Origin of the sequence: Streptomyces spiramyceticus (assembly GCF_028807635.1) — a bacterium.
GTDB lineage: Bacteria > Actinomycetota > Actinomycetes > Streptomycetales > Streptomycetaceae > Streptomyces > Streptomyces spiramyceticus.
Map to the genome: position 1 here is coordinate 1,828,054 of NZ_JARBAX010000001.1, position 22,392 is coordinate 1,850,445.

General features: G+C 70.0%; 14 protein-coding genes. All 14 read right to left on the reverse strand.

The window, feature by feature from the left end; all coding sequences use genetic code 11:
• Positions 1–47: 47 nt before the first annotated feature.
• Entirely contained in the window at positions 48–4,166 is a 4,119-nt protein-coding gene (locus PXH83_RS08355; protein WP_274558378.1) for an Rne/Rng family ribonuclease, read from the reverse strand.
• A 231-nt stretch (positions 4,167–4,397) separates the two neighbouring features.
• Complete coding sequence (locus PXH83_RS08360; protein ID WP_274558380.1) at positions 4,398–5,180, reverse strand: TIGR03936 family radical SAM-associated protein; 783 nt, start codon at positions 5,178–5,180, stop codon at positions 4,398–4,400.
• 456 nt (positions 5,181–5,636) lie between these two features.
• Positions 5,637–6,794 (reverse strand): hypothetical protein, encoded by a 1,158-nt coding sequence (locus tag PXH83_RS08365; RefSeq protein WP_274558383.1) that lies wholly within the window; start codon positions 6,792–6,794, stop codon positions 5,637–5,639.
• Positions 6,795–6,964: 170 nt separating this feature from the next.
• Positions 6,965–8,890 carry a TIGR03960 family B12-binding radical SAM protein gene (locus tag PXH83_RS08370; RefSeq protein ID WP_274558385.1) on the reverse strand — a complete coding sequence of 642 codons (1,926 nt, stop codon included), beginning with the start codon at positions 8,888–8,890 and terminating at the stop codon, positions 6,965–6,967.
• Between the two features lie 133 nt (positions 8,891–9,023).
• The gene (locus tag PXH83_RS08375; RefSeq protein WP_274558387.1) at positions 9,024–10,595 is read right to left on the reverse strand and encodes a CYTH and CHAD domain-containing protein; all 1,572 of its coding nucleotides are present in this window, start codon (positions 10,593–10,595) and stop codon (positions 9,024–9,026) included.
• Positions 10,596–10,648: 53 nt separating this feature from the next.
• Positions 10,649–11,848 carry a rod shape-determining protein RodA gene (gene rodA / locus PXH83_RS08380; RefSeq protein WP_274558388.1) on the reverse strand — a complete coding sequence of 400 codons (1,200 nt, stop codon included), beginning with the start codon at positions 11,846–11,848 and terminating at the stop codon, positions 10,649–10,651.
• Complete coding sequence (gene mrdA, locus PXH83_RS08385) at positions 11,848–14,016, reverse strand: penicillin-binding protein 2 (protein ID WP_274558391.1); 2,169 nt, start codon at positions 14,014–14,016, stop codon at positions 11,848–11,850. Before mrdA ends, rodA begins: the two co-directional genes overlap by 1 nt.
• Positions 14,017–14,074: 58 nt before the next feature.
• Positions 14,075–14,743, reverse strand: a complete 669-nt coding sequence (mreD, locus tag PXH83_RS08390) for a rod shape-determining protein MreD (RefSeq protein ID WP_274558393.1) — start codon at positions 14,741–14,743, stop codon at positions 14,075–14,077.
• Positions 14,744–14,755: 12 nt separating this feature from the next.
• Entirely contained in the window at positions 14,756–15,691 is a 936-nt protein-coding gene (mreC, locus tag PXH83_RS08395; protein WP_274558395.1) for a rod shape-determining protein MreC, read from the reverse strand.
• Between the two features lie 100 nt (positions 15,692–15,791).
• Positions 15,792–16,811 carry a rod shape-determining protein gene (locus PXH83_RS08400; protein WP_055599051.1) on the reverse strand — a complete coding sequence of 340 codons (1,020 nt, stop codon included), beginning with the start codon at positions 16,809–16,811 and terminating at the stop codon, positions 15,792–15,794.
• A 287-nt stretch (positions 16,812–17,098) separates the two neighbouring features.
• Positions 17,099–17,512, reverse strand: coding sequence for a nucleoside-diphosphate kinase (gene ndk / locus PXH83_RS08405; RefSeq protein WP_274558398.1), 414 nt, complete (start codon positions 17,510–17,512; stop codon positions 17,099–17,101).
• Between the two features lie 67 nt (positions 17,513–17,579).
• Positions 17,580–17,939, reverse strand: coding sequence for a DUF4233 domain-containing protein (locus PXH83_RS08410; protein ID WP_274558401.1), 360 nt, complete (start codon positions 17,937–17,939; stop codon positions 17,580–17,582).
• 6 nt (positions 17,940–17,945) lie between these two features.
• Complete coding sequence (gene folC, locus PXH83_RS08415) at positions 17,946–19,469, reverse strand: bifunctional tetrahydrofolate synthase/dihydrofolate synthase (RefSeq protein WP_274558403.1); 1,524 nt, start codon at positions 19,467–19,469, stop codon at positions 17,946–17,948.
• A gap of 247 nt (positions 19,470–19,716) precedes the next feature.
• Entirely contained in the window at positions 19,717–22,338 is a 2,622-nt protein-coding gene (locus tag PXH83_RS08420; protein WP_274558405.1) for a valine--tRNA ligase, read from the reverse strand.
• Positions 22,339–22,392: the final 54 nt, after the last annotated feature.

Genomic DNA, 22,392 nt, shown 5'->3' on the forward strand with positions numbered 1-22,392 from the left:
ATCCGGGACAGCCCACACGGCTGTGTTGCGCTGGACGCGACCGAAGGTCAGTCCTCGGTCGGAGCCGAGACGGACGGTGCCGACTGCTCCGCCGCCGCGGTCTTCTTCGAAGCCGACGCCTTCTTGGCCGTCGTCTTCTTCGCCGTGGTCTTCTTTGCGGCCGTCTTCTTGGCAGCGGTCGCCTTGGTGGCGGTCGCCGCCTTCTTGGCCGTGGCCTTCTTGGCGGTCTTACGAACCGCCTTCTTCGCCGGGGCCGCGACCTCGGCTTCGGCGCCGACTTCAGCGGCCTCCGCCTTGGCCACCGGCTCCTCGGCCTTGACCTCAGCCTTGGCCTCCGGGGCCTCGGCCGCAGTCTCGACCACGAGCACGGCCGCTTCCTCCGCGCCCTTCGGCGAACCCGCGGGCGCGGTGGCCTTGCGGGTCGCACGACGGCGCGCACGCGGCGGAGCCGCCGCTGCCGGCGCCTCTGCCACCGGGGCCTCGACCACGGGCTCCGCGGCCTTCGGCTCCTCGACCACCGGGGCCGGGGCTGCGACCTGCGCCTCCTCGACGACGACGGCCTCGACCGGCGCCTCGGCGGCCTTCGGCGCACCGGCCGGGGCCGTCGCCTTACGGGTCGCACGCCGACGCGTACGGGCCGGTGCGGCCTCCCGCTCCGGCTCGGCCTGCGGCGCGGCCGCGGGCTCCCTCACCGCTTCGGGCTCCGGCGCGGCCTCGGGCTCCGGCACAAGCACCGGCTCCTGAACCTGGACCGGCACTTCCGCCGCCCTGGGTGCACCGGCCGGAGCCGTCGCCTTGCGCGCCCTGCGGCGCGAACGCCCGCGTCCCGCAGCCGCCTCGGCCTCCGCCGGGCTGCTGTACAGCTCCTCGTCCGGTACGAACTCGGGCTCGGCGAGCGCCACGGGCACGGCCGCCTCGGCAGCCACCTCCGCCTCGGTCTCGACCTCGGCCTCGATCAGCTCGACGTGCTCGTGCTCGGGCTCCGCCGCACCGGCACGGCCGCGCTTCTTGGCGCGCTTGCCGCCGCCACCGGCAGTCGTCGGCTGCTCCATGTGCACGATCACGCCGCGCCCGTTGCAGTGGACGCAGGTCTCGGAGAAGGACTCCAGCAGACCCTGGCCCACCCGCTTACGGGTCATCTGGACCAGGCCCAGCGACGTGACCTCGGCGACCTGGTGCTTCGTACGGTCGCGTCCCAGGCACTCCAGCAGGCGCCGCAGCACCAGGTCGCGGTTGGACTCCAGGACCATGTCGATGAAGTCGATGACGACGATGCCGCCCAGGTCGCGCAGCCGCAGCTGGCGCACGATCTCCTCGGCCGCCTCCAGGTTGTTCCTGGTGACGGTCTCTTCGAGGTTGCCGCCCTGACCGGTGAACTTGCCGGTGTTGACGTCGACGACGACCATCGCCTCGGTCTTGTCGATGACCAGCGAACCGCCGCTCGGCAGGTAGACCTTGCGGTCCAGTGCCTTCATCAACTGCTCGTCGATCCGGTACGTCGCGAAGACGTCGACCTCGGAGGTCCAGCGCGAGATCCGGTCCGTCAGGTCGGGGGCGACGTGCGCGACGTAACCGTGGATGGTGTCCCACGCATCGTTGCCGCTGACGATGACCTTCGAGAAGTCCTCGTTGAAGATGTCCCGGACGACGCGGACGGTCATGTCCGGCTCGCCGTAGAGCAGCGTAGGCGCGCTGGTCGCGCCCGTGCTCTTGGACTTCTTCTGGATGTCTTCCCACTGCTGCTGCAGACGCTCGACATCGCGGCGCAGCTCGTCCTCGCTCGCGCCCTCGGCGGCGGTACGGACGATGACGCCCGCGTCCTCGGGGACGATCTTCTTGAGGATGGTCTTCAGACGCGCGCGCTCGGTGTCGGGCAGCTTGCGGCTGATGCCGGTCATCGAGCCCTCGGGCACGTAGACCAGGTAGCGGCCGGGCAGCGAGACCTGGCTGGTGAGGCGGGCGCCCTTGTGGCCGATCGGGTCCTTCGTGACCTGCACGAGGACCGACTGGCCGGACTTCAGGGCGCTTTCGATGCGGCGGGGGCCGTGGCCCATGCCCAGCGCGTCGAAGTTGACCTCACCGGCGTACAGGACCGCGTTGCGGCCCTTGCCGATGTCGACGAAGGCTGCCTCCATCGACGGCAGTACGTTCTGGACCTTGCCCAGGTAGACGTTGCCGACGTACGAGGTCGCCTGCTCCTTGTTGACGTAGTGCTCGACGAGGATGTCGTCCTCGAGCACACCGATCTGGGTGCGGTCGCCGTTCTGACGGACGACCATCACACGCTCGACGGCCTCGCGGCGTGCCAGGAACTCGGCCTCAGTGATGATCGGGACGCGTCGGCGGCCCTGCTCGCGGCCCTCGCGACGGCGCTGCTTCTTCGCCTCCATACGGGTCGAGCCCTTGATGGACTGGACCTCGTCGAAGCCGGTGCCGGGCTCGCGCTCGGCTGCTTCCTTCCCACGCCGTTCCCGTGGCTCGCGGACCTTGACGACCGTACGCTCCGGGTCGTCGACGCCGTTCTCGGCAGCCTCCGTACCCGCGTCACCGCTGCGACGGCGACGGCGACGACGGCGACGGCTGGACGCGGAACCCGCACCCGCCTGCTCGTCCTCGTCCTCCTCGGCCTGCTCTTCCTCTTCGGCCTCGCGCTCGGAGACAGCCTCGGCCTCCTCCTCCGTCTCCTCGGCGCGCTCGTCCTCGTCGGCGGGCTCGCCACGGCGACGGCGACGGCCACCACGGCGACGGCGACGGGCCCTGCGGTCCTCGGCCTCCTCCGACTCGTCGGTTTCGGCCGCCTCGACCTCCTCCTCGACGGCCTCTTCGACCTCGGGCGCGGTCTCGACGACACGCTCGGCGCGCTCTGCCCGCTCCGGACGCTCTTCCTCGGCGGCCTCACCGCGACGGCGGCGACGGCGGCCGCGCGACGGACCCTGAGGGGCGGGCGGGGCCTCGACGACCGTCTCCTCCGCCTCCTCTTCCTCTTCGATGTCCTCGATGTACTCGGGCTCCTTCGCCCGGGCGGCAGCGGCAGCCGCAGCCGTCTCCGGGGTCTGGAACATCGGCTCGGTGAAGACCGGGGCCTGGAACACGGCGACAGCGGGACGCGCCGCACGGCGGCGCGAACGCGCCGGCTCCTCGGCAGCGGGCTCGGCGGCCTTCGGGGCGGCAGCCTTCGGCGCAGCGGCCTTCGGGGCCTCGGCGGTCACGGCAGCCTCGTCGGCCGCCTTGCGACCGGCGCGACGACGCGGCGTACGGCCACGCGGTGCCTCCTCCGCCTCGGCGGCGGGGGCCACGGGCTCGGCCGGGACGGCCTCCTCGACGGCGGCGGGCTCTTCTGCCTTGGGCGCACCGGCGGGCGCGGTGGCCTTGCGCGTCGCACGACGGCGACCACGGCCACGCGGCGCCTCCTCGGCGACAGCCTCGGGCGCCTCGGGTGCTTCGGCAACCTCGGCGACCTCGGTGGCGGCGACGGGCACCTCGGCCTCGGTTTCGGCCTCGACCTCGATGTCGACCTCGGCGGGCTTCGGCGCACCGGCGGGCGCGGTCGCCTTACGGGTGGCACGGCGACGCGTACGAGCCGGCGGGGCCACCTCGGCGCTCTCCTCGGCGGCTACGACCTCGGCCGGAGCCTCGATCCCGGGCGCGGCCTCGGCCTCGGCTTCGGCGGCCTCGGGCGCACCGGCGGGCGCAGTGGCCTTACGGGTCGCGCGGCGACGCGTACGGGCCGGCGGTGCACTCTCCTCGGCGGCAGCGCTTTCGTCGGCGGCAGCCACAGGGGCCGCAGCCGTCTCTTCCGCCTCCTGCACCTCGGCCTCTGTACTCTCGGCGGGCTTGGGCGCACCGGCGGGCGCGGTCGCCTTACGGGTGGCACGGCGACGCGGGCGCGCGGGCGGCGTCGTCCCAGTGGTCTCGTTGATGTCGCTGGTGTCGCTCACAGCACTCTCTCCGGCCGGTATGGCCGGAGCCGCGGCCTCTGTACTCTCGGCGGGCTGGGCGGTCACTGCGGTCTTCGCGTCACCGGACGGAGGTCCGGCAGGACGCGAAGCCGCACGGCGCCGACGGCGCGGCGGCAGCGTGTCGCTGGGCGAATGGTTGTTGTCAGTGTCCCCGGCGGTACGCGCGGTACCTTCCGAGGGCTCAGTGGAACTGATCGGCTCAAGCATGCGGGCGGTTCTCCCGTCACGCTCCCGGGCGCCACACCTGATTCCGGTCCGGTCCGGTCCGCGCGATGAGCGCGGTACCGCCGTCCGGGGCGCGGGCGCCGCACGGGAGCTGTTGTCTAGCTCGCCGGTTCCGTACGCGTTGTACGCACGGCCTGGCGAAAGTCTTCTGGTCAGTGCGCTGCCCGACCCAGGTGGCTCCCGAGTACCAGGGCTGCGCTACGACGACTGTCCCTACGCGGAACCTGCACCATCCGGCGCCGTCGCGGCGGTCAGTCCGGCGGCCATGGGTGGGGCGGCCGTGACTGCCTCGCGGTCGGGCGCGAGCGGGTCGGTCACCGTGCCGGACTCCTCGTCGAAGAGCCCCTGCGCCAGCCTGGTCACCGCTGCGGGGACCGGCGGCGCCAGGTCGGCCACAGCTCGGAGACCGGACAGGACGTCGTCGGGTCGAACGGCGGGTGTCAAATGCCGAACAACCAGCCGCAGTATCGCACAGGGCCCGTCCCCCGGCCTATCGGCCGCTGGACGGATGGCCTGCAGATCTGCCACGGCACTCCGTGCGTCGAAGGTCCGCATGCCGTTTTTCGCACGGCGCTGGACCTCGACGCTCTCCGCCGCGAGGAAGGCCTCGACAGCCTTCTCCGCGTCTTCGGGAGCGACGCCGTCGAGGCGCATCTCCCATACGGAGGCCTGCAACCGGTCGGCGAGACCCGACGTACGGGCCTCGACGGCGTCGGTGACGTCGAGCCCGGCCGGCAGCGACTCATTGAGCAGCTCGCGCAGCTGGTCGGGGTCGCGCATGGCGGTCAGCGCGATCTCCAGGTACTCGGCCTCACTGCCCGTGCCGGTGGGTGCGGCATTGGCGTACGAGACCTTGGGGTGCGGGGTGAAGCCCGCCGAGTAGGCCATGGGCACCTCGGCGCGGCGCAGCGCCCGCTCGAATGCGCGCTGGAAGTCGCGGTGACTGGTGAACCGGAGGCGGCCGCGCTTGGTGTAGCGCAGTCGGATGCGCTGCACCGCCGGTGCGGGCGGCGGGCCTTCGGGCTGTCGCTTGCCCAGTGGTTCTTCTCCTCGTGCGGGGCGGCGCGCTCTCCGCGCGCCACCCTCCGGCGTGGGATGTCCCCTCGCGTCCCGGCCGCCCGGCTCACCCCTGCCTGCGCAGGGAGATCACGGACGCGGGTGCCGCGCTGGGGGCAGTCGTCTTACTACCCAGAGTACGCGCAGCAGCCGCAACCAGTTCCCCGCCCTGGTCCGGGCCCGGTAGCGAGCGCATCGGGGCGCAAGCTTCTTCCCCACCCCGCCCCTTCTCAGACCTGAGGCTCTGCCCCAGACCCCGGTCCTGAAACTCCCCCAAGGACTACGTCCAGGGGGGACCCCCACCAGCTGAAATTCAGCCCGCCCGGGGGTCTGAAGGCTTGCCACCAGTTCGGGAAGGGGCGGGTAGGGGAACAAGCCCCGCAGGGCCCGCCCCACTCAGGGCCGAGCCGCCCCTGGACCCCGCGCCGACTCCGCGCCCGGACCGACGCTCGGCTGCGCACCCACGTCCGCGCCGCCCACGCCCCGCGGCTCCGCCGCCCACGTATCCCCCGGCCCCCCGACAACCGCCCGCCACGCATCCCGCCGAGCCCGCCGCACCGTCTCCCGCGCGGAGCGCAGCGCGGCGCCCACCGCCCGGCCCGCTTCGAGGGACGCCCGCTTCACCGGCGCCCAGATCGTGTCGCGCACCCAGTGCCCCACCGGCGTACAAACGCCGAGCCACACCCACCGCACCGGCCGCCCGACCAGATTCCACCCGAGCCACTTCAGTACGCGCCCGACGGCCCGCGAGATGTATCCGGCGATGCGCCACGCGTGCCCGAACGCGGCGGACAACTCGCGCCCGACCGGCACCAGGACCCGGCGCCAAAGCCAGGCCACTGGCGTCACGAGCAGCGTCATGACGCACCACGCCAACGCCGCCCACAGCGCGCGCCCCACCGGCGCGAGCACGTACTGCCACAGCGCCACCCAAGGCCACACGAACACCGCCTTGCCCAGCCACGCCAGCACTCGCCCGACCCCAACCGCCAGCCACGCGACCGCTCGTCCGACCCCGACCGCCAGCCACGCGAGCGCGCGTCCCACCGGGGTGAGCACCTGCGCGTACAGCCAGGCCAGCGGCGTCACGACGAGGGTCATGACCAGCCAGGCCACAGCCGCGCCCACGATGCGCCCGAGCCAGGCCAGACCGTGCCCGACGGGCGTCAGCAGCCGGCGGTACACCCATATCGCCGGCACCACGATCCCGTACCGCACCACCGGCACCACGACGTACTTCCAGAGCACGATCCACGGCAGGACCAGCACCGCGTAGGCGACGTACGCGAGCGCCTTCCCGACGGGGACGAGGACGTTCTCGTACAGCCACAACAGCGGTACCACCAGCAGCACTTGGCCGAGCCGGCCCAGCCCCCGCCCCGTCGCCTTCGCGCAGACGACCAGCAGGTCCCAGACCATCCGCACGGGAACGACCAGGACCAGCACCACGATCCGCACCGGGATCCTGATGACGGCCGTCAGGCAGCCTTCCGCCTGCTCGGGCCCCTGCCGGGCAGGCTCCTGCCGCGCAGGCGGCTGCTTCTCGAAATCCATGTCGGCCTCTCCCCGTGTTCTCCCCAGCAAGGACGCATCAGCCCGCCGTCTGGATCCACCATCGGGGCTTTCCTTGCCGTGCGTTGTGCCAGGTCCAGTGCAAGTGCGAGTGCCAGTACACGCGAAGGCCCGGCCCCGGGAGCTCCCGGGGCCGGGCCTTCACTGAACAACTACTTGACGACCGTCAGCGGCAGCAGTTTCTTGCCCGTCGGGCCGATCTGGATCTGCGTGTCCATCTGCGGGCAGACGCCACAGTCGAAGCACGGCGTCCAGCGGCAGTCCTCGACCTCGGTCTCGTCGAGCGAGTCCTGCCAGTCCTCCCAGAGCCAGTCCTTGTCGAGACCGGAGTCCAGGTGGTCCCAGGGCAGGACTTCCTCGTACGTGCGCTCACGCGTCGTGTACCAGTCGACGTCCACGCCGAAGTCCGGCAGCGTCTTCGCGGCGGCGTCCATCCACCGGTCGTACGAGAAGTGCTCGCGCCAGCCGTCGAAGCGGCCGCCGCCCTCGTAGACGGCGCGGATGACGGAACCGATGCGCCGGTCACCGCGCGAGAGCAGGCCCTCGACGATGCCGGGCTTGCCGTCGTGGTAGCGGAAACCGATCGAGCGGCCGTACTTCTTGTCGCCGCGGATCTTGTCGCGCAGCTTCTCCAGCCGGGCGTCCGTCTCCTCCGCCGACAGCTGCGGCGCCCACTGGAACGGGGTGTGCGGCTTCGGCACGAATCCGCCGATGGAGACCGTGCAGCGGATGTCGTTCTGGCCGGACACCTTGCGGCCCTCGGCGATGACCTTGACCGCCATGTCGCCGATCTGGAGGACGTCCTCGTCGGTCTCGGTCGGCAGGCCGCACATGAAGTACAGCTTCACCTGGCGCCAGCCGTTGCCGTACGCCGTAGAGACCGTCCGGATGAGGTCCTCTTCCGAGACCATCTTGTTGATGACCTTGCGGATGCGCTCGGATCCGCCCTCGGGCGCGAACGTCAGGCCCGAGCGACGGCCGTTGCGCGTCAGCTCGTTGGCGAGGTCGATGTTGAACGCGTCCACGCGGGTCGACGGCAGCGAAAGACCGATCTTGTCTTCCTCGTACCGGTCGGCCAGGCCCTTCGCGACGTCGGCGATCTCGGTGTGGTCCGCGGACGACAGCGAGAGCAGGCCGACCTCCTCGAAGCCCGTCGCCTTGAGACCCTTCTCGACCATGTCGCCGATGCCGGTGATGCTTCGCTCCCGCACGGGGCGCGTGATCATGCCGGCCTGGCAGAAACGGCAGCCGCGGGTGCAACCGCGGAAGATCTCGACGGACATCCGCTCGTGGACGGTCTCGGCGAGGGGGACGAGGGGCTGCTTGGGGTACGGCCACTCGTCGAGATCCATGACGGTGTGCTTGGAGACGCGCCACGGCACGCCCGACTTGTTCGGTACGACGCGGCCGATACGCCCGTCCGGCAGGTACTCGACGTCGTAGAAGCGCGGGACGTAGACGCCGCCGGTCTTGGACAGCCGGAACAGCACCTCGTCGCGGCCGCCGGGACGGCCCTCGGCCTTCCAGGCGCGGACGATCTCGGTGATCTCCAGGACGGCCTGCTCGCCGTCGCCGATCACGGCGCAGTCGATGAAGTCCGCGATGGGCTCGGGGTTGAAGGCGGCGTGTCCGCCCGCGAGCACGATCGGGTCGTCGAGCGTCCGGTCCTTGGACTCCAGCGGGATGCCGGCCAGGTCCAGGGCGGTGAGCATGTTGGTGTAGCCGAGCTCGGTGGAGAAGGAGAGCCCGAAGAGGTCGAAGGCCTTCACCGGCCGGTGCGCGTCCACCGTGAACTGCGGGACCTTGTGCTCACGCATGAGCTCCTCAAGGTCCGGCCACACGCTGTAGGTACGCTCGGCGAGGACGCGGTCGCGCTCGTTCAGTACCTCGTAAAGGATCATGACGCCCTGGTTGGGCAGCCCGACCTCGTACGCGTCCGGGTACATCAGGGCCCAGCGCACATCGCAGGCGTCCCAGTCCTTGACGGTGGAGTTGAGCTCTCCACCGACGTACTGGATGGGCTTCTGCACATGCGGCAGGAGGGCTTCCAGGCGTGGGAAGACCGACTCGACAGGCATCGTGGTGTCTCTCGTGAGCGGGCAAAGGGGTGACCATCAAGCGTACCCCGGCGGTCAGCACCTCAGATCCGCCCGCGGATCCGCCATCAGACCTGCCCTCAGACCTGCCCTCAGTCCCGCCCTCGGGCCTGCCTCACACAGCCCGCAGATCCGCCCGCAGTTCCGGCCGCGAAGCCCGCTCCCACACCTCCGGCAGCTCCCGCTCGCGCGCGGCGGCGTCCGCCTCCTCCTGTCCGTACAGAAGTCCCCAGGTGAACGCTGTCTCGCCCGCCGCATGCGCCTGCACCGCCAGGTTTCTCAGGGCGTCGCGGGCCACGACGCTGTCCTGGTGATCGCCCAGTACGGTCTGGACGGCCTTCATGCGCTTCGCAAAACGTTTCGCCGGCTTGCCCAGCGCCGGGCAGGCCGCCTCCGCCGCGTACCTGGCGCGCTTGGCGGCCTTGCGGGCCTCGTGCATGGCCAGGTCCCGGTCGTGGCCGGGCGGGACCGACAGCGCGTGCTCCACGCGGGCGGCCAGGCGGGCGTAATCCCTGAGGACCGCCTTGGGGAGCAGCTTCGCGGCCGGTTGCGCCGCCGCCGGAAGCAGCGGCGGGTCGGCCAGCAGGGCATGCAGGGTCGTGAGGAGGTCCAGGTGGCGCCGGCTGTCGAGTACGGCGATGGTCTTGCGGCGTGAGCCCGTGCGGCGGGACACGGACCAGGTGCGCAGGCGGCCGCGCACCGGGCCGAGGAGGAGGGGCCTGGGGAGGGCGGCGATGCGGGTCTGGAGGCGGTCGTTCAGGACCTCGTGGTCGCGGTCGACGCCCAGCTCCCCGGCCAGCCACTTGAGTTCATCGGCGATCGGGTCGGTGACGGTCCGGTCGAGGACCTTCTTGTACGTACGCAATGCGCTGCGCAGGCGGCGGGTGGCGACGCGCAGCTGGTGCACGGAGTCGGGCAGGTCGCGCCGTACAGCGGGGTCGTACGCGACGATGGCGTCGACCTGCTCGCGGAGGTAGGCGAGGACGTGGTCACCCGCGGTGTCGGGCGCGGTCTTCCGCCGCTTCTTCTCCTTCTCCGGCTTCGGTTGCGGCTTCTCCGGCTTCGATTGCGGCGCCGTGTCCGCCAGAGCCCTGGCCAGCTTGGACGCCGAGGATGCCCGGCGCACGCCCGCCTTGCGGAGTCTCTTCTCCACGGCGTCGAGGAACGCGGGGTCGCCGCCGTCGGCGAGTTCGACCTCGATCTCGGTCCAGCGGGCCGTGCCGCCGTCCCCGTCGAGTCGCTCCGCGGTGACGGAGTCGACGCTGACCTCGGCGAGCAGTTCACCGCGCGCGTCGAGGAGGTGGCGGACGTCGCGGGAGGAGAGGAGCCGTACGACGGGGACGACGAGGTCGTCGCGGGTCCGCGAGCGGATCAGGCCCGCCAGTGAGCGCGGGATCGTGTCGCCCAGCGGGGCGCGGATCTCGTCGCGTACGTCCGGGGAGACCGGCAGTTTCAGGTGCCAGCCGGCGTCGTCGCCGCCGGTGCGGCGGCGCAGGGTGATGGAGTCGGCGGCGAGCCGCAGGTCGTGCGTGTCGTAGTAGACGGCGTCGAGTTCCGCGACGCCTTTGTCCAGAACGGACGAGACCCCGGCCACCCTGGTCAGGTCGGGCAACGGGGTCTCGCCGGTGGCCCGGGCCTCGGCATCGGCTTCGTACTTCCGCTCGATCTCGCGCTTGGTGTCCGCCATGCATCGAATCTAGACGCGAATTCAGCATGCGTGCAGGGGGCCGGGACCGGGACCTACGCCGACAGCGGGCGCTGCACTCTGATCGACTGGAGCAGCCCGATCGCGACCCAGACCGCGAACATCGACGACCCGCCGTACGAGACGAACGGCAGCGGCAGGCCCGCCACCGGCATGATGCCCAGCGTCATGCCGATGTTCTCGAAGGACTGGAAGGCGAACCAGGCGATGATGCCGCCGGCGACGATCGTGCCGTAGAGCTCGGTCGTCTCGCGCGCGATGCGGCACGCACGCCACAGCACCACCCCCAGCAGCAGGAGGATCAGGCCGGCGCCGACGAAGCCGAGCTCTTCTCCCGCGACGGTGAAGACGAAGTCGGTCTGCTGCTCGGGGACGAACTGTCCCGTGGTCTGGCTGCCCTTGAAGAGGCCGGTGCCCGTGAGGCCGCCGGAGCCGATCGCGATGCGCGCCTGGTTGGTGTTGTAGCCGACGCCCGCCGGGTCGAGTTCCGGGTTGGCGAAGGCGGCGAAGCGGTTGATCTGGTACTCGTCGAGCAGGCCGAGCTGCCAGACGAGGACCGCACCGAACCCCCCTGTGCCGAGCAGGCCGAACACCCAGCGGTTGGATGCGCCGGAGGCGAGCAGCACACCGAGGATGATCACTGCGATGACCATGACCGAGCCGAGGTCCGGCATCAGCATGATGACGACGATCGGTACGACGGAGAGGCCGAGCGCCTTGACGACCGTGCGGTGGTCGGGGTGCAGCTGGTCGCCCGCGTCGACGCGGGCCGCGAGCAGCATCGCCATGACCAGGATGATCGTGATCTTGGTGAACTCGGAGGGTTGGAGGGAGAATCCGCCTCCGAGCACGATCCACGCGTGCGCGCCGTTGACGGTCGCGCCGAGCGGGGTGAGTACGGCCAGGACCAGCACCACGGACAGGCCGTACAGGACGGGGACCGCGCCGCGCAGGGTGCGGTGTCCCAGCCAGATGGTGCCGATCATCAGGGCGAGACCGATACCGGTGTTGAGGATGTGCCTGACGAGGAAGTACGACGGGTCGCCGTGGTTGAGCGAATCGCGGCCGCGGGTCGCGGACCAGACGAGCAGCGCGCCGATGACGGACAGCGCGAGCGCCGACCAGAGCAGCGGCCAGTCGAGCCGGCGCAGCAAGGAGTCGCGGGCGGTGAGCTTGGCGAGTGCGCCGCGGTCGGGGGTGTACCGCTGGACGGAGAAACCGTGCGGGCCGGCCATCAGTCGCCACTCCTGCCGATAGCGATCTGCTTGTCCGCAGCCGGGTCCTTGGGCTTCTCGGGTACGTACGGCCTGATCTCCGGGGCGTCGATGGAGCCGTCCGTATCGATCTTCGGGAGGTCCTTCTGCGGCTTGGGGAGCAGGGCCTTCTTCGGGTTGATCTGGCCATCGTCACTGACGCCGTAGAGGGCATCGTAGATGTTGCGTACGGCGGGGCCGGAGGCGCCGGAGCCCGTACCGCCCTGGGAGATCGTCATGACGATCGTGTAGTCGTCGGTGTAGGTCGCGAACCACGAGGTGGTCTGCTTGCCGTAGACCTGGGCGGTGCCGGTCTTCGCTCGCATCGGGATCTTGTCCTGCGGCCAGCCGCCGAACCGCCAGGCGGCGGTGCCACCGGGCTCTACGACGGAGCGCAGGCCCTTGTCGAGGTCCCTGATGGTTTCGGCGTCGACCGGCAGCTTGCTGTGGGCCTTGGGCTTGATCTCCTCGATCCTCTTGCCGTCGGGGCTGATCACGGCCTTGCCGATGGTGGGGTTGTAGAGGGTGCCGCCGTTGCTGATGGCGGCGTACGCGGTGGCCAGCTGAATGGGGGTGATGAGAACGTCCCCCTGGCCGATGGCGAAGTTGATGCTGTCAAAGGCCTTCAGTTGGTTGCCTTCGAGGCAGCTCTCGTAGGCGATCTTCTCGACGTAGGTGCCGCTCTTCTTGCCCTGCTTGCACCAGGCGTCCTTGTTGGCTTCCCAGAAGTTCTGCTTCCACTGGCGGTCGGGGATGCGGCCCTTGACCTCATTCGGCAGGTCGATGCCGGTCTCGCCACCGAATCCGAAGTCATGGGCGGTCCGGTAGAACCAGTCGTGGGCGTTCTTCTTCGGCTTTATGCCGCCGTCACGCTTCCACTCCTCGTGGCCGAGACGGTAGAAGACGGTGTTGCAGGAGAACTTGAGGGCGTCACCGAGGGAGATGGGGCCGTGGCCCTTGGACTCGAAGTTCGCGAAGCTCCGGTTGCCCATGCTGTAGGAACTGCTGCAGTTGTAGCGGCTGTCGAAGGGGTGGCCGGCCCGCACGGCCGCGCTCGCCGAGACCACCTTGAAGACTGAGCCGGCGGGTGCCTGGCCCTGGATGGCCCGGTTGAGCAGCGGGTAGTTGGAGTTCTTGTCGGTGAGCCTGGCGTACTCCTTGCCGGAGATGCCGCCGATCCAGGCGTTGGGGTCGTAGTCGGGCTGGGAGGCCATCGAGACGACGCGGCCGGTCTTGGACTCCATGACGACGACGGCGCCTGCGTCGGCCTCGTACTTGCGGCCGGTGATCTTGTCGGTCTCCTTCCGGACGGTTTTCATCGCCTGGTGGAGCTCGTACTCGGCGACGGCCTGGACCCGGGCGTCGAGGCTGGTGACGACGCTGGAGCCGGGCTCCGCCGGGTCGTTCTCCGACTCGCCCATGACGCGGCCGAGGTTGTCGACCTCGTAGCGGGTGACGCCGGCCTTGCCGCGCAGTTCCTTGTCGTACGTACGCTCAAGTCCGGAGCGGCCGACCATGTCGGAGCGCAGGTACGGCGACGGGCCGTCCTTCGCCTTCTCGATCTCCTCGTCGGTGACCGGCGAGAGGTAGCCGAGCACCTGGGCGGTCCTGGCCTTGCCCGGGGCGGTGTAGCGGCGTACGGCCGTGGGCTCGGCGGTGATGCCGGGGAAGTCCTCGGCGCGCTCGCGGATCTGGAGGGCCTGCTTGGTGGTGGCCTCGTCGGTGACGGGGATCGGCTGGTAGGGCGAGCCGTTCCAGCAGGGCTTGGGGGTCTTGGAGTCGCACAGCCTGACCTTGTAGGCGACGTCCTTCGCCTTCATGCCGAGGACTTCGGCGAGGCGGGCCAGTACGGCCTTGCCGTCGTCCTTCATCTTCATCAGCTCGGTGCGGCTGGCGGAGACGACGAGGCGGGTCTCGTTGTCGGCGAGCGGCACGCCGCGGGCGTCGAGGATCGAGCCGCGAACGGCGGGCTGGACGACCTGCTGGACGCCGTTGCCGGCGGCTTCGGCGGTGTACTCGTCGCCGTTGCGGATCTGGATGTACCAGAGGCGGCCGCCGAGGGTCAGGAGGAGCGAGAAGACAAGGACCTGGATGATGATGAGCCGGATCTGGACCCGGGGGGTCCGGCCGGTCTCGGGGATGTTACTCACGTGGCCCCCCACAGGATGTCCGGCCGGGGGCCTGGGGTCCCCCGGAGAAAACGCAGCCTCACAGGCGCTTGACCCCCTTGATACGTCCGGCCTTTGCCGCCCGCGAGCGTGCGGCCTTGATGCGCAGTCCGCCGCGCTGGCTGCCGATGCGCAGCCCGGTGCCCGAGGAGAGCCAGCCGGTGGCGACGTCATTGCCCTGGCTGCTCTGGGTGTCGGCGAACGGATCGTTCTCCGCGCGTCTCGCCAGCGCCATGACCAGCGGCACGACGAACGGGGCGAGCAGCAGGTCGTACAGCGCGGAGGTGAACAGCAGCCAGCCGATGCCCACATGGCGGGCCGCGGTGTCGCCGACGAGCGCGCCCACTCCGGCGTACAGCATGGTGGAGGCGAGAGCGGCCACGACGACCGCGGCCATCGGGCCCGAGGCGGACCTGAGCTGGCCGCTCTCCGGCTTGGCGAGGCCCGCGAGGTAGCCGATGACGCACAGGACGAGGGCGTAGCGGCCGACGGCGTGGTCGGCGGGCGGGGCCAGGTCGGCGAGGAGGCCCGCGCCGAAACCGATGAGAGCCCCGCTGACATGGCCGTACACGAAGGCGAGTCCGAGGACGGTGAGGAGCATTATGTCCGGGACGGCGCCGGGGAGTTGGAGCCTGGCGAGGATGCTGACCTGGACGACCAGGGCGACGACCACCAGGGTGGTCGAGAGCAGCATCCGGTTGAAGCGCATGAAGTTCAGCTCCTACTGGGTGCCGTCGGCGGGGGGCGCCGAGGGGGTGACCGTGACGGTGACCGTGGGTGTGGGCTTGGGGCCGGCGGGCTTGGCCGGCAGGACCATGTCGCGCGGGTCCTGGCGGGGCGCTTCGACGACGACGCCGACGATGTCGAGCTTGCTGAAGCCGACGTACGGGCGGACGTAGACGGTGCGGGTGAGGTCGCCGCCGGACGGGTCGACGCGGGTGACCTGGCCGACGGGGACGCCCGGCACGAACGGCTTGGCCGCCTGCGAGCCGAAGGTGACGAGCCGGTCGCCGGCCTTGACCTTGGCCTTGCCGTTGAGCATCTGCACGGCGAGGGGGCGGTCGCCCTGGCCGGTGGCGAAGCCGAGTTCGTCGGTCTTCTCCAGGCGGGTGCCGACGGTGAAGTCGGGGTCGTTGGCGAGCAGCACGGTCGCGGTGTCCGGGCCGACGGTCGTGACGCGGCCGACGAGTCCGTCGCCGTTGAGTACGGTCATGTCCCGCTTGAGGCCGTCATTGCGGCCGGCGTCGATGGTGACGGTCCAGGAGAAGCCCTGGGCCGCTCCTATCGCGATGACCTCGGCGCCCTTGATGCCGTACCGGCCGGCGCCGGCTGTCTTGAGCATCCTGTCGAGCTGGCGTACGCGGCTGCGGTTGCGGTCGTCGCTGCCGAGCTTCTGCTTCAGTGCGGCGTTCTCGCGCTCAAGGACGGTGAGGCGGTCGTGCCGCTCACCGGAATCCCTTATGGCGCCAACGGCGTTGCCGATCGGGTCGACAGCTGCGGCGACCCCGTTCTCCACCGGTCCGAAGACGGTGGCGGCGGCTTGCCTCGCGCCGTCTACCGGTGACTCCTCGCCGCCGCGGATATCCACCGTAATCAGTGCGAATGCGATGGCGATCAGCAGCACCAGGAGCAGCCGGCTCTCTCGTGTGTCCCTCACGTGCGGCGGCCGTGCCTTCCTCGTCGGAATACCTATGCCTGTATATCAACGATCCGCCGCACGAGTTGGGAGGCCTCGTACGGCGGATTCGTTGAGCCGGTCATCTGCGGGGCTGGGCGTCCAGTACCTGCTGGAGCGCCTCGAACTCCTCGACGCACTTGCCGGACCCGAGCGCGACGGAGTCGAGCGGGTCCTCGGCGATGTGGATCGGCATGCCCGTCTCGCGGCGCAGCCGCTCGTCGAGGCCGCGCAGCAGCGCGCCGCCGCCGGTGAGGACGATGCCGCGGTCCATGACGTCGCCGGAGAGCTCGGGCGGGCACTTGTCGAGCGTGGTCTTCACCGCGTCGACGATCGCGTTGACCGGCTCCTCGATGGCCTTGCGGACCTCGGCGGCGGAGATGACGACGGTCTTGGGCAGGCCCGAGACGAGGTCGCGGCCGCGGATCTCGGTGTGCTCGTCCTTGTCGAGGTCGTACGCCGAACCGATGGTGATCTTGATCTGCTCGGCGGTGCGCTCGCCGAGGAGGAGGGAGTACTCCTTCTTGATGTGCTGGATGATCGCGTTGTCCAGCTCGTCGCCGGCCACCCGGATGGACTGTGCTGTGACGATTCCTCCGAGCGAAATGACGGCGACCTCGGTGGTGCCGCCACCGATGTCCACGACCATGTTGCCGGTGGCCTCGTGGACCGGCAGGCCCGAGCCGATGGCCGCCGCCATGGGCTCCTCGATGATGTGCACCTGACGGGCGCCGGCCTGCGTGGACGCCTCGATGACGGCGCGGCGCTCGACTCCGGTGATGCCGGAGGGTACGCAGACGACGACGCGGGGACGTGCGAGGTAGCGGCGCTTGTGGATCTTCAGGATGAAGTAGCGGAGCATCCGCTCTGTGATCTCGAAGTCGGCGATGACGCCGTCCTTCAGCGGTCGCACGGCCACGATGTTGCCGGGCGTGCGGCCGATCATCTTCTTCGCCTCGGAACCGACCGCGAGAATTCCGCCCGTGTTGGTGTTGATGGCGACGACGGAGGGCTCGTTGAGCACGATCCCGCGACCCCTGACGTACACCAGCGTGTTGGCAGTCCCGAGGTCGATAGCCATGTCACGGCCGATGAACGACATTGAGTTCCCCTTGTTCCCCATGAGGATGCGTCGGGCCTTCCCAAGCGGAGCGGTTGGCTTTTCAGGACGGCGAAGCGAGTGGTGTGGGCGTGAGGCTTCATCGTAGTGCCGCCTGCACGGACACAGCGCGAGGGTCCTTCGCCATTGTGAGCGGAACACGTACCCGCCCCAGTAATGGTGACGTCGTGTCTGAGGGATGCGTTCCCTACATCATCGTGCATATGCCGAGGGGCGACCGAATTACTTCGGTCGCCCCAGACCATGAGCCCTATATGGCTGACGTTATGTCAGGAAATGCCGGGGAAGAAAAGCTTCAGCTCTCGCTCCGCGGACTCCTCGGAGTCCGAGGCGTGGACGAGGTTCTCACGGACAATAGTCCCGAAATCGCCACGAATGCTGCCAGGCGCGGCGGCAATCGGGTCAGTGGGGCCCGCCAACTGGCGTACGCCGTCGATGACGCGCTCGCCCTCGACGACGAGCGCGACGACCGGACCCGAGGACATGAACTCGACGAGCGGCTCGTAGAAGGGGCGCCCGACGTGCTCGCCGTAGTGCTGTTCAAGGATCGCCCGGTCCAGGCTGCGCATCTCCAGCGCGGTGATGGTCCAGTTCGCCTTGCGCTCGATGCGGCTGATGATCTCGCCGGTCAGGCCGCGGCGTACGGCGTCGGGCTTGAGCAGGACGAGCGTGCGCTGGCTCACGGTGCGGGCTCCTTCAAAACGTGGGTGCGGAAGTGCGAGAAGGCTACCCTGCGTGTCCGGTGACCGGTCACGCAGCGTCAGGCCCGGCGGATGCCTCCGCCTGCGCGGCCCACTTGGCCTTCGCCTCGTCGATCTGGCGGCCGTAGTGGATCGACGCCCACCACAGGCCCGCGAAGACCGCGCCCAGGAAGAACATCGTCGGGACCACGAAGCCGCTGACGATCAGCCCGATCTGGAGCGCCCAGCCGAGCTGGACCGCGCCGGGGCGGCCGAGCATCCCGCAGAGCAGGACGGACAACAGCATCCCGGCGCCGCAGACCGTCCAGACCGTGGTCATCGAGATGTCGTCGGACTTCATGGCGACCAGGCCGGCGAAGCCTATGACGAAGACTTCGCTGATCAGCGTGGATGCACAGAGCGTACGCACAAGAACTCAGCCCCTCCCGAGAAGCAGCCGGGCCTCGCCGACCGTGATCACAGAACCGGTCACCAGCACGCCGCCGCCCGAGAACTCGCCCTCCGCCTCCGCGAGGGTGATCGCCTCCTCCAGCGCGTCGTCGAGGCGCGGCTCGACCTGGACGCGGTCCTCGCCGAAGACCTCCACGGCGATCGCGGCCAGCTCGTCCACGTCCATCGCGCGGCCCGTGGAGTTGGAGGTGACGACCACCTCGGCGAAGATCGGCTCGAAGGCTTCGAGAAGCCCCCGCACGTCCTTGTCGCCGCTCGTGCCGACGACCCCGATCAGGCGGCTGAAGCTGAACGCCTCGGTGACGGCCTCGGCCGCCGCCCGCGCGCCCGCCGGGTTGTGGGCCGCGTCCAGGACGACGGTGGGGCTGCGGCGTACGACCTCCAGGCGGCCCGGTGACGTGACCGAGGCGAAGGCCTTGCGGACCGTTTCGTTGTCGAGCGTGCGCGCCTGCTCCGCGCCGATGCCGAAGAACGCCTCGACGGCCGCCAGCGCGACCGCCGCGTTGTGCGCCTGGTGCGCGCCGTGCAGCGGCAGGAAGATCTCTTCGTACTCACCGCCGAGACCGCGCAGCGTCATCTGCTGGCCGCCGACCGCGACCTCGCGGGACACGACGCCGAACTCCATGCCCTCGCGGGCGACCGTCGCGTCGACCTCGACGGCCTTCTTGAGCATCACCTGGGCCGCGTCGACCGGCTGCTGCGCCAGGATGACCGTGGCGGCCCGCTTGATGATCCCGGCCTTCTCGACGGCGATCTCGCCGGCGGTGGCGCCGAGCCGCTCCACGTGGTCCAGGTCGATGGGTGTGACGACGGCGACCGACGCGTCGATCACATTCGTCGCGTCCCAGCTGCCGCCCATGCCGACCTCGACGACGGCCACATCCACAGGTGCGTCCGCGAAGGCGGCGTACGCCATGCCTGTCAGCGTCTCGAAGAACGACAGGCGGTGCTCCTGCGTGGAGTCGGTCATCTCGACGTACGGCTGGATGTCCTTGTACGTCTCGATGAAGCGCTCGGGGTCGATCGGGGCGCCGTCCAGGCTGATGCGCTCGGTGATCGACTGCACGTGCGGGCTGGTGTACCGCCCGGTGCGCAGCTCGAAGGCGCCGAGCAGCGCCTCGATCATGCGGGCGGTGCTGGTCTTGCCGTTGGTGCCGGTGATGTGGATCGAGGGGTACGCGCGCTGGGGCTCGCCCAGCAGGTCCATCAGCGCGGCGATGCGCACCAGCGACGGATCGAGCTTGGTCTCGGGCCAGCGGCCCATGAGCTCCTGCTCGACCGCGCGCAGCGCCTTGTCCACCTCCGGGTCCTTGGGGCGGCCGGCGGCGCCGTCGCCCTGCGGCGGGGCGCCTTGGGTGCGCAGGGTACGGCTGCCTGCCTCGATCACCGCGAGGTCGGGATCACGTCCGGTCTCGGCCTGGACGATCTCTTCGAAGGCGTCGGGGGCGTCGGGGGCATCACTGTCGTCGTGCGGGGGGAGCTGGCTCACGGGACCAGTCTACGGAGCACCACTGACAGCGGCTTCGCCCCCGTACGCCAGGGGCTCCGGGCGCCATGAAAACGGGCGAGGCCCCGGCACGCCGGGGCCTCGCCGCCCACCCCCGCCGCAGCAGGGACAACTGGACCTTTTCCTTCTCGGCAGCCGCCAGGTCCGGGTCGCTCCCGCGCGTGCGGGGAAGGCTGCCTCTGCCAGTCAAGCGGTTCGTGCCGACAGAGGCAGTGCCCTGGCCGCGCGTTCACTCGTTCGGAAGCGCCGCAAGCTGAGCAGTGATGCGGTCGATGTCTTCTTCCGCCTTCGCCAGCCGGGTACGGATCTTGTCCACGACCTGATCCGGGGCCTTCGCGAGGAAGGCCTCGTTGCCCAGCTTCGCGGAAGCCTGCGAGACCTCCTTCTGCGCCGCCGCGAGGTCCTTCGCCAGGCGCTTGCGCTCCGCCTCGACGTCGATCGTGCCGGACAGGTCGAGCGCGACCCTGGCACCGGCGACCGGCAGCGACGCGGTGGCGTGGAAGTCCTCGCCGGCCGGCTGGAGGCGCAGCAGCTGGCGGATGGCCGCCTCGTGCGGGGCCAGCGCCGTACCGGTCAGGGTGAGCTCGGCCGGGACCTTCTGGCCGGGCTGGAGGCCCTGGTCGGAGCGGAAGCGGCGGACCTCGGTGACGACCTGCTGGACGAGCGCGATCTCCTTCTCGGCCGCCTCGTCACGGAAGCGGGAGTCCTTCGGCCAGTCCGCGATGACCAGCGACTCCTTGCCCGTGAGCGTGGTCCACAGCGTCTCGGTGACAAAGGGGACGACCGGGTGCAGCAGCCGCAGTGTGACGTCGAGGACCTCGCCGAGGACACGGCCGGAGACCTTGGCAGCCTCCCCGCCCGCGAAGAACGTCGTCTTCGACAGCTCGACGTACCAGTCGAAGACCTCGTCCCACGCGAAGTGGAAGAGCGAGTCCGAGAGCTTCGCGAACTGGTAGTCCTCGTAGTACGCGTCGACCTCGGCGACCGTCGCGTTGAGCCGCGACAGAATCCACCGGTCGGCCGCCGACAGCTGCTCTGCGGGCGGCAGTTCACCCTCCACCGTCGCGCCGTTCATCAGCGCGAAGCGGGTGGCGTTCCAGATCTTGTTGGCGAAGTTGCGGGATCCCTGGACCCAGTCCTCACCGATCGGCACGTCGACACCGGGGTTCGCACCACGCGCGAGCGTGAAACGGACCGCGTCGGAGCCGTAGGTGTCCATCCAGTCCAGCGGGTTGACCGCGTTGCCGAAGGACTTCGACATCTTCTTGCCGAACTGGTCGCGGACCATGCCGTGCAGGGCGATGGTGTGGAACGGCGGGGTGCCGTCCATCGCGTACAGGCCGAACATCATCATCCGGGCGACCCAGAAGAAGAGGATGTCGTACCCGGTGACCAGGACCGAGTTCGGATAGAACTTCTCGACGCTCGGGGTCTGTTCGGGCCAGCCGAGCGTGGAGAACGGCCACAGGCCGGAGGAGAACCAGGTGTCCAGGACGTCCGTGTCCTGGTGCCAGCCCTCGCCGGTCGGCGCCTCGTCGTCGGGACCGACGCAGACGATCTCGCCGTTCGGGCCGTACCAGACGGGGATCCGGTGGCCCCACCACAGCTGACGCGAGATGCACCAGTCGCGGAGGTTGTCGACCCAGCCGAAGTAGCGGGGCTCCATCTCCTTCGGGTGGATCTTGACCCGCCCGTCGCGGACCGCGTCGCCGGCCTCCTTCGCCAGCGGACCGACCTTGACCCACCACTGCAGGGACAGGCGCGGCTCGATGGTCGTCTTGCAGCGGGAGCAGTGCCCGACCTGGTGGACGTACGGACGCTTCTCGGCGACGATCCGGCCGTCGGCCCGCAGAGCGGCGACGATGGCGCTGCGCGCCTCAAGACGGTCGAGTCCCTGGAACGGCCCGTGCGCGGTGATGACCGCGCGCTCGTCCATCACGGCCAGGTTGGGCAGCCCGTGCCGCTGGCCGATCTCGAAGTCGTTCGGGTCGTGGGCCGGGGTGACCTTGACGGCGCCCGTGCCGAACGCGGGGTCGACGTGCTCGTCGGCGACGACCGGGATACGGCGGCCGGTGAGCGGCAGCTCGATCTCGGTGCCGACGAGGTGGGCGTACCGCTCGTCGTCGGGGTGGACGGCGACGGCGGTGTCACCGAGCATCGTCTCGGCGCGGGTCGTCGCGACGACGATCTCGGCTTCGCCCGAGCCGTACCGGATGGAGACGAGCTCGCCGTCGTCCTCCTGGTACTCGACCTCGATGTCGGAGATGGCCGTCAGACAGCGCGGGCACCAGTTGATGATGCGCTCGGCGCGGTAGATCAGCTCGTCGTCGTACAGCTTCTTGAAGATCGTCTGGACGGCCTTGGACAGGCCCTCGTCCATGGTGAACCGCTCGCGCGACCAGGCGACACCGTCGCCGAGGCGCTTCATCTGCCCGGAGATCTGGCCCCCGGACTCGTCCTTCCACTGCCAGACGCGCTCGACGAACGCCTCGCGCCCCAGGTCGTGGCGGGACTTGCCCTCCTTGGCGAGCTCGCGCTCGACGACGTTCTGCGTGGCGATACCGGCGTGGTCCATGCCGGGCTGCCACAGCGTCTCGTACCCCTGCATGCGCTTACGGCGCGTAAGGGCATCGATCAGGGTGTGCTCGAAGGCGTGCCCCAGGTGGAGGCTGCCGGTGACGTTGGGCGGCGGGATGACGACGGTGAACGGCTCTTTGTCGCTCTTCTCGTCGGCTTCGAAGTAACCGCGTTCTACCCAGCGCTCGTACAGCTTCCCCTCTACTTCGGCCGGCGCGTACTGGGTCGGCAGTTCGGGGGTGGCTGCTGGCTGCTGCTGAGAGTTCTCGGTCACGGGCTCAGTTTACGGGCGTCACAGCCCCGTACCGAAACCGGATTGTTGGTAACG

Bases quoted from the DNA above. Each gene is read 5' to 3' on its own strand.
- PXH83_RS08400 (WP_055599051.1), bottom strand. From the start codon at position 16,811: ATGTCGTTCATCGGCCGTGACATGGCTATCGACCTCGGGACTGCCAAC.
- PXH83_RS08370 (WP_274558385.1), bottom strand. From the start codon at position 8,890: ATGCCTGTCGAGTCGGTCTTCCCACGCCTGGAAGCCCTCCTGCCGCAT.
- PXH83_RS08375 (WP_274558387.1), bottom strand. From the start codon at position 10,595: ATGGCGGACACCAAGCGCGAGATCGAGCGGAAGTACGAAGCCGATGCC.
- PXH83_RS08365 (WP_274558383.1), bottom strand. From the start codon at position 6,794: ATGGATTTCGAGAAGCAGCCGCCTGCGCGGCAGGAGCCTGCCCGGCAG.
- PXH83_RS08355 (WP_274558378.1), bottom strand. From the start codon at position 4,166: ATGCTTGAGCCGATCAGTTCCACTGAGCCCTCGGAAGGTACCGCGCGT.
- rodA (WP_274558388.1), bottom strand. From the start codon at position 11,848: ATGGCCGGCCCGCACGGTTTCTCCGTCCAGCGGTACACCCCCGACCGC.
- mreD (WP_274558393.1), bottom strand. From the start codon at position 14,743: ATGCGCTTCAACCGGATGCTGCTCTCGACCACCCTGGTGGTCGTCGCC.